Annotated in this window: 10 protein-coding genes; 3 read left to right on the plus strand and 7 right to left on the minus strand. The window is 66.5% G+C overall.

Features of this window, described 5'->3' with window-relative positions:
• Positions 1–125: 125 nt before the first annotated feature.
• On the minus strand, positions 126–4,595 hold the full coding sequence (mobF, locus tag B0G38_RS12620; protein WP_264669786.1) for a MobF family relaxase: 4,470 nt from the start codon (positions 4,593–4,595) through the stop codon (positions 126–128).
• Positions 4,596–5,082: 487 nt separating this feature from the next.
• Between mobF and B0G38_RS12625 the strand changes: the two genes are divergently transcribed.
• On the plus strand, positions 5,083–5,493 hold the full coding sequence (locus tag B0G38_RS12625) for a hypothetical protein (RefSeq protein WP_264669787.1): 411 nt from the start codon (positions 5,083–5,085) through the stop codon (positions 5,491–5,493).
• On the opposite strand, the gene B0G38_RS12630 is transcribed toward B0G38_RS12625, so the two are convergent.
• The 5 genes from B0G38_RS12630 to dprA all read right to left on the minus strand — a co-directional run bounded on the left by B0G38_RS12630 (position 5,437) and on the right by dprA (position 9,394).
• On the minus strand, positions 5,437–5,919 hold the full coding sequence (locus B0G38_RS12630) for a hypothetical protein (protein WP_264669788.1): 483 nt from the start codon (positions 5,917–5,919) through the stop codon (positions 5,437–5,439). The genes B0G38_RS12625 and B0G38_RS12630 overlap by 57 nt on opposite strands.
• Before the next feature lie 7 nt (positions 5,920–5,926).
• Positions 5,927–6,187 (minus strand): chemotaxis protein, encoded by a 261-nt coding sequence (locus B0G38_RS12635; RefSeq protein ID WP_264669789.1) that lies wholly within the window; start codon positions 6,185–6,187, stop codon positions 5,927–5,929.
• Between the two features lie 317 nt (positions 6,188–6,504).
• Entirely contained in the window at positions 6,505–6,666 is a 162-nt protein-coding gene (locus tag B0G38_RS12640; protein WP_264669790.1) for a hypothetical protein, read from the minus strand.
• Between the two features lie 186 nt (positions 6,667–6,852).
• Positions 6,853–7,905 (minus strand): DUF4192 domain-containing protein, encoded by a 1,053-nt coding sequence (locus tag B0G38_RS12645; RefSeq protein WP_264669791.1) that lies wholly within the window; start codon positions 7,903–7,905, stop codon positions 6,853–6,855.
• Between the two features lie 580 nt (positions 7,906–8,485).
• A complete protein-coding gene (gene dprA, locus B0G38_RS12650) occupies positions 8,486–9,394 on the minus strand; it encodes a DNA-processing protein DprA (RefSeq protein WP_264669792.1) in 909 nt (302 codons plus the stop codon).
• Between the two features lie 453 nt (positions 9,395–9,847).
• Between dprA and B0G38_RS12655 the strand changes: the two genes are divergently transcribed.
• Complete coding sequence (locus B0G38_RS12655; protein ID WP_264669793.1) at positions 9,848–10,117, plus strand: hypothetical protein; 270 nt, start codon at positions 9,848–9,850, stop codon at positions 10,115–10,117.
• 10 nt (positions 10,118–10,127) lie between these two features.
• Positions 10,128–10,316, plus strand: a complete 189-nt coding sequence (locus tag B0G38_RS12660; RefSeq protein WP_264669794.1) for a hypothetical protein — start codon at positions 10,128–10,130, stop codon at positions 10,314–10,316.
• Between the two features lie 287 nt (positions 10,317–10,603).
• Here B0G38_RS12660 and B0G38_RS12665 read toward each other — a convergent pair whose 3' ends face one another.
• Positions 10,604–11,845 carry a UPF0158 family protein gene (locus tag B0G38_RS12665; RefSeq protein WP_264669795.1) on the minus strand — a complete coding sequence of 414 codons (1,242 nt, stop codon included), beginning with the start codon at positions 11,843–11,845 and terminating at the stop codon, positions 10,604–10,606.
• Positions 11,846–11,888 lie beyond the last annotated feature (43 nt).

The following is an 11,888-nucleotide window of genomic DNA, read 5'->3' on the forward strand; positions in this document are numbered from 1 at the left end:
TTGATCTGTACTCACTGACCATCGCACGATGGCTCACTACGTTGCCGGAGCAACGCGCAACTGCGGAGAATTACACCATTCCACGGGACGTAACCTGTGGGCTCTTCATAGGGATTTCGATAGTGCTACAGGCCGAGTCCCGGACCGCGTAGCTCGTCTGTTGCCCGCTGTTGTTCGCGCACGGCGCGTTCTGCGGCAAGCCTGGCCTGCCGTTGGGCGTCGGTTTCCGGGGCCTTCTGCTCTGCCGGTTTCTGCTCCGCGGTTTTCTTAGCCTGCTGTTCGGCGACCATTTTCTCCATCCTGGTCATCAGGCGCGGCTTTTCCGTTTGCGCCGGGGTGATGGCTGTTGGCTCTTGGCCGTGAGTCTTGCGGTCGGTGTCGGATGCCTGTTGCGCGGGGGCCTGCGGGGCGTGGGTGTTCTTGGTGCGTTCCACGGCGTTGATGGCGTCCAGCGTCCGGTCCTGGTCGGTGGCGTGGTCGGTGAGGGCGCGGGAGCGTTTGCTGACGGTCACGGCCTGCTCGTGGAGCTGGCGGCCGATGTCGTCGTTTCTGAACCGCTCGGGCACGGGTGTGGCCTGGGTTTCGGGGATGTTGTAGCGGGCGCGGAACATCTCCAGGGTTGCTGCGGTGTCGCGCCACTGCCTGGCGGCGTCGGGGCGTGCCGGCACCGGCCCGAGTTTCTGTGCCCATTCCGGTGGTTCGGCGGCCAGCAGGTGCCCACGTTCCTCGAACCGTGCCGCGAGGACCTGACGCCGTGCGGCGAGTTCTTCCCGCCACGGCCCGGGCAGGTACGTGCTTGCTGCTGCCCGTGAGGGGGCCAGCCATTCCGGCAGCCGGTCCGGCACATCAGTGGCGGTGTCAGGGCGCGGGGTGAGGGCGCGGAGGCGTTCTTCGGCACGGGCGCGTGCGGCGATGGCTTCCTGCCCGAGCGCCCGCTGGTTGACGGCGGCGGCCACGGGATCACCGGCACCGTGCTGGGTGCGGCTGCCGCGCTCTGCTGCTTCGGCCGTCCGCTGTCCGTCTTTGAGCTGCTGGGTGCGGATCCGGTGCTCGTCCTGGAGGGCGCGGAGCTGTTGATGTGCCTGCCGGGCGGCGGCGGCGTCGTTGATGGAGGATTGTTCCCGCGCGCTGAACCGGGTGGTGAAGATCCTGCGTTCCAGCTCGGCGTCGGTGAGGTTGCCGTGGCGGCGGTTCGCCCAGTGGTCTGCCGGTTTGGGGCCGTCGGCTGCGGCGGCTTCCCGTGCGGTGCGGGCGGCGGCTTCCGCATCGGTGCGGAGCTTGGCCAGCTGGTCGTCGGTGAGTTGCTGGAGCGGGCGTTCTCCTGCCTGGGCGAGGAGTTCGGGTGCTTTCTCCATGATCTTTTCCAGCCGCCACGCGAGCACGGCGGACTGGTCCTCGGCGCTGTCGAAGTCCCGTTGTCCTGCCGCGGTGCGCAGCAGCCCGGCCGGGTCCCAGCCGCCGTGCTCGGCGCCGGCCAGGTGGGTCGCCACTGCTCCCCATGATTCGGCGGTGATGAACGTTTCCGCGTCCGGTCCCAGGACGTCCCGTGCCATGGCCGCCATGCGGATAGTGTTCGCTTCGTCGTTGACGTAGCGGTACTGGTCGGCCAGGGTCAGCGGGGAGTTGATCCGGTCGTATTCGGTGGCCAGGGTTTCGTGCGCGGAGGAATCCTGGCTGTGGTTCCCGGCGATGACGGCAAGAACAGTGTCGCGGTCCTGGCCTTCCTCAACGGCGACGAACAGAACGTTCTCGTCCCGCCCGCGCGTTGCGGCAACGTAGGCGTTTTCCCGTGACGTTGCCGCGTCGAGGATCGGGATGCCGGCGTCACGGGTCATGCCCTGCGCCCGGTGGGTGGTCAGGGCGTAGCCAAGGTGAACGTGGCCGGAAACGTACTTCGGAGGGAGACGAACTCTCCCTCCGTGGTCCAGGTGGCTCACGGACAGGGAACCGTCTTCGTGGGCCTGCTGGACGGTCCACAGGTCGCCGTTCTTCACGACATCCCGGCCGCGCTTAACCTTCAGCCCGTTGTCGTTTGAGCGGGTCACAATGTGGTCCCCGACCCAGGCCCGGGAACCGTCGCGCAGCTGCACGCAGGTCCCTGCCCCGGCGACTTCGCCGGTCTGGATGCGGTAGGCCTGCGCGCGTTCGGACAGGCGCTGGGAGCTTTCATTGGTCGGGGCCATCATCACCGCGGCGTCGCCCTGGTTCAGGCGGGCCTGCCACCGTCCGAAGGCCAGTCCTTCAACAATGTCGATGGTCCCGGCCTGGATGCGGCCGTTGTTCTTGTACCAGGCGAACGGGTCCGCTTCGTGGGCCGTGGGGGTGCGCAGCAGCAGGGACGCTGCTGCCTCGTATGGGCTGTTGAACCGGTGGATGGTTTCCAGTTCGGTGGCGCCGATTTCGTTGATCAGCAGGCGCAGGGCGCCTCCTGCCTGGACGGCTGAGAGCTGCCGGTCATCGCCGATGAGGCGGACGAGCCCGCCTCCGGCCTCGACTACCCGGGCGACGTCGGCGAGTTTGCCGGTGCCCTGCATCCCGGCTTCATCGACGATCACGACCGTGCCTGGAGTGACCGTGAACGGACCTGCCGCCGCTGCTCGGTCCGGGTCCTGGTTGGGGTCCTGGTCCGGGTGGCGGTTGGCGTGGAGGAATTTGTCCGTGGTCGCTGCCGCCACGCCGAGCTGCCCGCCGAGGTTGGCGGCGGCGACGGCTGAGGGGGCGAGTCCGATGACCCGGCCGCCGGCGTGGGTGATCGCGGCGCGGACCAACCCCATGGAAGTGGATTTGCCGGTGCCGGCCGCGCCGATGCCGACGCTGAGCAGTTTTGATGAGGTCGCGAATTCGCGGGCGAGGTCGATCTGCCCGGTGTCCAGCGGGTGGGATTTTTCCCCCGTGGCGACGGCCTGGTTGTAGGCGGCCACGGCGGTGTCGAAGTCCTGCATCGACGCGGCGGGGATGACGTTTGTGTGTCCGGCGCGCAGCAGCAGGTTCTCGTCTTCGAGGATTTTCGTGGAGGTGTAGCGGGCGTCGGTGCGGTGGTTGAAGTCGGCGGTGCCGGCGTTGCGGGTGAGCGCTTCGAAGCGTCCGTGGACCTGGTCCGGAGTGATGCGCACCGACGCGGAACCCAGGCTGTAGGAGACAACGGCGGCGACGGTTCCGGCCGGGACCGGGCCGTGGTCGGCGGCGTATTCCTTGGCCCAGCGGTTGGCTTCGGCCATGACGTTCTGGACAGTCCAGGTGGAGCGTTTGTCCGAGACGGCGTCGATGATCCGGCGGGCTGCGGCGTCAAGGTCGATCCCGGTGGCTATGGGCCGGATGGTGTTGGCGCGGGTGCCGGTGATGCGGGCGAGGTCGTCCTCGGTGTAGAGGGTGCCGGCTTCGTGCCGCCACATCACCGCCTGTTCGGCGAGGGTTTTGGGTGCTTCCTTATCCGGGCGGGTGTCCAGTGTCGCGGCCTGGGCGAGTTTGATCAGGGCCGTACGGTCGGGGCTGTGCCCGTGCTGTTCCTCGTAGGCGCGGCGCAGTTCGGTCAGGCTGGTGCGGATGCCCTCGCTGCGCTTGGAGAACAAAGAGACAAGTTCCCTGGGGACTGAGGCGACTTCCATTACGGGCTGTTTGGACCCGTTCACGGTGCGGGCTTCGAACCGGACGCCGTGTTCTTCCAGGTAGGCCTGGATCCGGGCGTTGTAGTGCTCCGAGACGGCCACGGCGGAGCGGTGCAGGAGCTTGCCGTCGATGCTCTTCCAGTTGCCCTGGAGGTCCTGGACCTTGTTCGAGACGACGACGTGGGTGTGCAGGTTGGGGTCGCCCAGGCGGGAGTCATGGTGCCGGAACGCGGTCGCCGTGAGGCCGCCCTTGACGGCGGTTTGGGCGATGCCGTTGGTGCCCAGGCGGGTGGCCAGGGCGTGGGTTTCCAGGTACTCGATCGAGTCGTTCAGCGCGGCCTGCTGGGCGTCCTCCACGAGTTTGCGGGTGTCGGCATCGCCGAGCGCCCAGAGCACGGAGATGCTTTTGACCGGGGTGAAGGTCAGGTCGTATCCGGCGACGGCGTTCTGCTGTGGCCGCAGTTGGGCGGTGATGAACCTTCCCAGTTCTTCCTTGGTCGCCGGTGGCCGTCTGTGGTCTTCGCGGAACATGACCGCGCCGGCGGTGGCCCGGATGCGGTGGCGTTCCGCGGCGTTCGGCTTGCGCCCTTGCATGCGTTCGAAGTCGCTTTCGCGGACGCTGATGGCTTGGGCGAGGGTGTTGTCCTTGGGCGCGTATTCGTAGTATCTGCGGCCGAGTTTGGCTTCCTTCTCCGCGGCCCGCTGGGCGGCTTTCGCGCTCATGCCGGAAGCGGACTTGGCCTGGAGGATGGCTTCGAATTCCGGGTGCCGGCCCTTGCCGAACAGGTTCGCCATCTGCGCTTCCGTGACGTTGCCGGAGACGCCGAGTGCGGCCGCGCCTTGGCCGAGCCACTGCCCGGGCGGGAGCCCGGCCATGGTGTAGTAGTCGCCCAGTTCCCGGTCCCCGGCGCGCAGTTCATCACCGCTGGCGGTCTCCTGCGTGTAGTACAGGTAGCCGGTGCCAGCACTGAGAACGTGCAGCGACATCATGACCCGACTCTAACGGAATCGGCCTCGTTTATTCGAAATGCAAGAGGTGTGACTGGATTCAGCGTTTTGAGTGTGATGCGAGCGTGCGAGTATCGGTTCGAAAAACATCGGATTCTGTCCATCGGTTGGATGCGGGTATCCATATGAGAAGCGCCAGCTTCGATTGTTGATACCCGCATCCAAGGGCTATGCACAGCTCGACCACAAAGAGGGGGTTCCTGGTCCGTCCAGAGCACAGTGTGTGTAACCCCAGCCAGCGCCCCGCACCGGGCCTGACGCCGCCGGCCGGTACGCCAGCGGCTATTGCCCGGCGGTGACGCTGAGCGGGCGTCAACGCCGGCACCGCGCGGCTGCCCGGGACAACACGCGGCCGAGTTGTAACCGTTAGGCCGGGTGTCCTGCGGGGGTTCTGTCAGAATAGGGCGGAGGAACGTATAACCCGAGCACACAGTAGGGGGCCGTGATGGCTGGCAAGGCACGTAATTCGATGATGGTTCAGGCACGCCGTAAGACCGAAGAGTTGGCCGCGAAGCGGCGCGAGCGTGAGGCGGAGCTTCAGTCGCTGGCCACCGATTACCATGCGGCGACGATGATGGCCGCGGCCACGGTGGAGGAAGCCGAGCGTCAGGCCGCGGAGCTGATCGCCGCCGCGAAGCAGAACGCCGAGGCGGCCGTCGAGGATGCGAAGGAAACGGTGCTCAAGATGCTCGCTACCGGGGAAACCCGCAAAGGGATCGCCGAACTCCTGGACGTCAGCGTGTCCTACGTGCGCAGCATCGACGTGGCCGCGTCAAAGAAGGCCAAACCCGACACCGGTAGCGGGGACACCGGGGCCGATGGTTTAGAAGAGCGTAGGAGCGTTGGGGTCGTGGCCGGACATGAGGGGTCGGATCACTGATTCGTCCCAGCCGTGCTCTTTGAGAGCGTCGCGGAGCTGCCGCGACTGTGCGGCGAAGTTGGTACGGCCGGTGCCGCGCCACCGCCAGGTATGGGCGTTGGCGTGGCGTCTTTTTTGTGAGCGGTCACGAAGGTTATCTGCCTGGGTTCCCGGGTACAGGTGGCTGTCCTTCCCGCCGGTGGCGCGGACGCACAGGGGGATGTCGCAGGTGTGCAGGAGCTTGATGTCGGCCGGCAGATGCTCGCCGGTGAGCAGCAGGTAGGCGAAGCGTTGCGGGCGGAGGGCCTGCTGCGCGCTGGCTGTCTTGATCCAGTAGCGGCCGTAGCCGTCATCGCCGACGGCTCCGGTCCAGAGCCAGCAGTCATTCTCCCGGCGTCCTTTGATGATCTTGGGCCAGAACCGGGCCTCATCCGGTGACACGCTCATGATGGGTTCACCATCTGGGCCAGCGGCGTTCCAGCCTGTTGGCCGCGAAGAAGAAGCCCGCGGTAAACAGCAGTCCGGGCAGCGCGTGGAGTAGGCCTTGGCCGAGCCAGGTCCCTACAGCTGAGATGAGGGCGATAACGCCGGCGGCCTTGCACAGGAAGATCAAGAGTCCCCGGCCGGCGGTTATCGGGTGCGTCAGCGCGAAGATCACCCACCCGCCCAGGGCGACAGCTGCGAAGACGGCGAGGAAGATCAGGATGAACATCATGCGCTCCTAGTATTCGGTTCGGCCGTTACTTCCTGGTCGAGGTCCCGGGGCGGCTCGCCCTGGTTGCCTGATTCAGCTGCATCTTGTATCCATGTGCGCCTGCGAATGTCTGGTCTTGATGGCGGTTAAAGAGGAAGGGAAGGGCCTGCACCTGGTGCCGGCCCTTCCCTTCGTTTCCCTCAGCAAAAGGAAAATTGTGGTGCTGCATCGGTGCCACGGCTGCCCGGGCCGGTGGTCTTCCCTGCAGAACTCTACCCAGCCACCCTGGCACTACGCAGGCTCTCCTTGGGTGGCACCGTGTTCTTCTGGGGTACGGGTCAGGGAAGGTCCTGCCGGTCGACCCACACGGCATCGACCGGGCCGGGAATTCCGGAACCGTGAAGGGTAAATGCTTCCAGCTGCTCTTCTGCGATACTGTCCGCCCTGCTGTCCTGGCAGTAGTAGACGTCGGCGACGGGCCGCCGGTAATCGGATCCCATGGATGAGGCCTTTCGGAGTGGTTTTCCCTCCAGTCTGGCACTCTGGTTTCCCTGTCGGTTGTTAGGGGCTGCGCCCGCGCCAGCGTGTCGGCCGGCTGCCGGGGGAGCGCAGCGGCGGAGGCAGCCGGCCGACCATTTCCGAAACCGGGTGAGGCCCGCCCGTGCGGGCGGGCCTCCCTGATGTGGTTAGTGCTTGTAGGCGGTTTCCTTGTTCAGGGCCGGGCGGGGCAGGATGCCCATGTTGTAGAACTTGCGCAGCAGTTCCGCCAAACGGTAACCGGGATCCGCGGCGAGGGCCTTGTCCGTGTACAGGCCTGCCGGGGTGCCTTTGCCCTTGTACCAGTTGATCCAACCCAACCCGGTCAACAGCGGCGCCCGGTACACGCCGGGGGCGAACCGCAGCAGGTGCACCAGCAACCGCTCCGCTGTATCGACCCTCCCCCAGTCCGGCGCCGTCTCGGCGAGGCCGATCACGACTTTCCCGAACACGGTTTCGTCATCGCTGGTGTCGATGATGTCGGCCATCAGCCGGTCCCGCACCGGCTTGATTTGGAACGCTGCGCAAAGCTCGAGCGCTTCCGGCTCGTCGGGTTCGCCGCCGTTGCCGATCGCGGCATCGAAGGCGTGGCGGGCGGCGAGCATGGGCTCGGTCGTGAAGTCGACCGGATCGGCCACCATGTAATTCCCGGTGAGGAGGTCGATGGTGTCCGCGTTGCTGGTGGAGCTGCTGAACTCCGGTGCCGGGGCGTGCTCGGTGGTGCCGGGGTTGGATCCGCGGTAGATCATTTCCGCGCTCACGATACTGTTCTCAATCAGGGACGTGTCCTGCCAGCCGGTGCAGTCCGGGACCTCACAGCCGGGCTCGCACCGGTAATTCGCCCACCCGCCCGTGGTGACGATCCAGCCGTCACGGATCGGCATGCCCGCCGTCTCGAGTTCTTCGCGCAGGGCGTCGATCAGGTCGGCGTGGGGGCGTGCGCCTGACAGGGTGTTCTCGTCACTGTAGACGATGAACAAGGTGGCGTCCGCCGTCTCGTCCTTGCACACAAACGAGGTCAACGTCTGCGCGAACGAACGCACATCGCTGCCCGGTGTCGGTGCGTCCATCCGCAGCGTCGCGCCGAGCAGCGGCCCGGTCAGGGTGACCAGCACAATCGAGTCTTTCGGCTGGAAACCGAGCGTGTGGGGAACGTAGCTGAGGATATCGGCGGCGCTAACAGCTTTGATCTTGTTGTTCATGGGTTTTCGTGTCCTTTGCTGAGGATTCCGGGTGGCGGGGGCAGTCGCGTGACCGGCCAGCTTCCCCTCTCCCCCCGTTGTTTTTTGCCTGCTGGCGAAGCTTGCGGAGCTGTGCCCGTCGGAGTCACTGCTCAACCCCGCCAGGGGCAAGGGCACGGGGAATTTCGGGAGGAAAAAAGCGAAGCGCCGGACGAAAATCCCCGGGTCCGCAGCCGGACGGAGTCCGGTTGACGGTGCGGAGCGGGCACGTACGATCCGAAGGACAGCAGCAAAAAAACGTCGTAGACACAACTGGTCCGTGTCCGGTGGAGCGCTGCGACAACGGGCCCGGACCTCAACAGCCGGCCGCGCCAGCGGACGATCCGATTCCCGGGCGAGGCTTGCGAGCCCCATCTCCAGTACCCCGGCTTTCACCTCAGGTTCCCGCGATGGCTAGGCGGGCCGCGTACCCCACGGCTCCCGCGTCGCTGACCTGGGCGGGATGGCGGTCCGCCGCCGGCAACCAACAGGACAAGCGGCCTGTTGCGGCGGGCCGCCCGCGGTGACCGGCCCGAAACGAGCCGGCCACCGCTGGTTCCAGCTAGGCGAGCAGTTCGGCGACGTCGGCCGCGCCGGTGACGAGCACGGCGCTGCCCTCTTTCAGCAGCCGGTGGCAGCCTGCCGAATTGGAACTGTGAACGCTGCCCGGCACAGCCCCAACACGGCGGCCCAGGTTTTCTGCGTGGTGTGCGGTGTTCAGGGCGCCGGAGCGCCAGCGCGCCTCCACCACGACGGTCACGCCCGCGAGTGCGGCGATGAGGCGGTTACGCATCAGGAACCGGTACCGGGTCGGCGCGGATCCCGGCGGCAGTTCCGAGAGCGTCAATCCCGTCTCGCGGATGGCTGCGGCAAGGTCGGCGTTCCCCGCCGGATAGTCGCGGTCCAGCCCACCGGCCAGAACGGCGATGGTAGACGGGCCTGTGCCTTGGTGTCCGGCCAGTGCCGAGCGGTGCCCTTGCGCGTCGATTCCGTAGCCGAGGCCGGCGATGACACAGATCCCCCGCTGGGCCAGCCCGTGGGCCATTTCCCCTGCCACGGCTGCCCCATAGGCGGTGCTGTCGCGGGAACCGATCACGGCGGCGCACTGCGCCGGGACGGGGACCCCGTCGGTGATGTTTCCCCGGTACCAAAGCCCGAGCGGCGGGGCCGTGAGGTCGTTCAAGCCGGCGGGCCACTGTGGGTCGTCCGGGGTCAGGAATCCGCCGCCGAGACGTTCGATGGCGGCAAGGTCCGCGTTAGCGTCCAGCTCCCGGATGCGCGGCGCCCACCGGTCTAGGGCGGCGGCCAGCTCCTCCGCGGTCACGTCCCCGAACGGGTAGGCCGGGCGCGCGCCGATCGCAATTCCCAACGCAGCAGGGGCGCCGTGCTTGGCGACCAGGGCAAGGCCCACGGTGTCGCCGGGTTCGAACAGGCGGGTCAATGCGGCGCGTGCTGTGCGGTCATCATTCATGATCTTCGTCCTTTGCAGAAGTATTGGCGGGCGGGGCGGCTGATGGTGACCGGCCAGCTTCCCCTTCTCCCCCGTTGTTTTTTGGCTGCTGGCGGAGCTTGCGGAGCTGTGCCCGTCGGAGTCACTGCTCAACCCCGCCAGGGGCAAGGGAACGGGGAATTTCGGGAGGAAAAAAGCGAAGCGCCGGACGAAAATCCCCGGGTCCGCAGCCGGACGGAGTCCGGTTGACGGTGCGGAGCGGGCACGTAGAATCCGAAGGACAGCAGCAAAAAAACGTCGCAGACAAAACCAGGGCCGGGCACGGCGGAGCACTGTGACAACGGGCTTGGTCCTTCACAGCCGGCCGCGCCAGCGGACGATCCGCTTCCCTGGCCAAAAGGCAGCAGCGATAAAGTCTGGAGCCGACTGCACGCAGCCTTCCGAATTGTCACTGCGGGATGGGAGGATTCGGGCATGAATGAACTGGTTGCGGGACCGTATGATTCAGAACCAACCCAGGAAATAAGGGCTGCAGCGGCTCGGCACGGCGGGGACAGCGTCGCCGCCGCGAATGCCCGCTGGCGTGAAGCCCTTGACGGCCTACCCCTCGGCGAATACGACCAGCGAATTGTGGACTGGGCTGCGCGGGCGATGGACCAGAGCACGTTGTGGGTATTTGCGGACCTTCTTGGTCGTGCCCGCCAATCTGGAAATCAGCCGTCAAGTAACGACATTGCCGACTGAAGGAAAATCGATGAGCCAGCTACCAACCTTGGAAGACATGAGACGCCACGCCTTCGCACTGCTTGGTGACGCCGAAGACTGGTTGCGCTCGGACTGGAGGGAAGGAACCGGCCCGACGAGGGAGCAGGCCCAGGCCTCACGGGATACGCGCGAGGCTATCCAAAAGGCAAAGAACGCCCTTGACCGGGCAGCCGGATAATGACTGCGGTGCAGTGCCGCTGCTCCAGTTCCTTGGAAATGAAACGCCCACGCCCCGCTGCTCTCCGATTTGGGAACCGGACCAGATCTGGCCAGTCTCCGCGTCTCGTCAATTGTTTGCAAAACTTCTGGTTCATAGTCCGTTCGGAAACAGCTTTCGAACCGATTTCAGAGCTGAGCGAGGGACGATGACCGTCCCGTAAGCTGAACCTGAACCGGGCGGCCCCTGTGACCGCGCTCGACCTCATGATCACCCTGCTGATCTGCTCCACATTGATGCCCGGGGCATCAGCCCACGCGTATGCCGTTGTCGGCGAGGAACTCGCGGGAGCGGCCTATCCGGCGGTCGGTGGAGAAGGCGTACCACTGTTCGCCAAGGTTCCCGTTGTGGACGAGGTCGCGGAACCGGCTGAAGGCACCGTTGCCCTCGATCGCCCGCTCCAACCGCTCCCGGAGGGCCGCATCGTGCTGCCGCTCGGCGAAGGCCGCCATGTCCCGCCAGCCGTCCCGTGAACCGGTGTGATGGAGCCGGAGCCAGCGCTCCGGCTCCTGCTCCACGTCGATGGCGGCGTCATCTCCGACCATCATCGGGTCAGTAGCGCTGGCGTCGTACACCTGCCCGGTGCGCAGATCGAGGTAGCCGCCGGCCGACAGGTCGGGATCCCCTTCCAGCACGGTGCTGAGCATGTCCAGGTCTACCCGCACCACCCGGCCGGTCAGCGGCTCGCCGCGCAGACCGGCGAGCAGGTCCTCGGCCAGCAGCCGGTCCCCAGGCCCGCCGCGCCAAGTCAGCCGGTTGATGACCGACAGTGCCACCGGTTCGGCCTCCCGTCGTCGGTGCTCCAGCGCCATCGGCATGCCGGCCCCCACCTGCTGCAGAGCGTCATCGATGTCGCGTCCCGTCACGGCCGCGAGGAAGCGGGCGGCATCTGCTGCCGCGATGGCTGCACGCAGTTCGGACAAGTCGGGCCCCGGCACCTGTACCCGTCCGGGCCATGAGTGAAATTGCATCGGGTGCGGCCTGCTCGGTTTCCTCGGCGCCCGGCTCTCACCGTCGTCGGCAGCCCATCCGCGCCCGTACTGGTCCGGGATGCTGCCCCAGCCCCAGTACGGCAGCGGGCCATCAGGACGGATACCCAAAACCTCCAACGGGTCGACCTTCATCTCTCCGACTACGCACCGGTGCATCCAGGAGTCACCGAGATCGAACGTGAACTGAAACTCAGCCCCCGGCTCCAGCGTCCGGGCAACCTTGGCAACGGCGAGGTCGATCGGTACGATGATCGGCCCGCCGATCGATCCGGCCATCTCGGCTCCCGTCTCTTCGTCGGTGATTACCCGGCCGTCAGCCAGGGTGAACACTGAGAGATGCGAGCGGTCCCAGCGGGCGAAGGCATCGTTGATGGCGTTCGCAAGATCCATGAATGTGTGCGACGGTCCAACCGCGAAGATACGCCCCGGCCACGGCCACAGCTCCTCGCCACGACCGCCGAGCAGTTCCACCGTCAGAGACAACCAGGTTCGTGCCATACCTTCAAGGATGGCACGCGCCGCGAGCGGTGCCGCAGCCGCG

Origin of the sequence: Crystallibacter permensis (assembly GCF_025960875.1) — a bacterium.
In the GTDB taxonomy this organism is placed as follows: Bacteria; Actinomycetota; Actinomycetes; order Actinomycetales; family Micrococcaceae; genus Crystallibacter; species Crystallibacter permensis.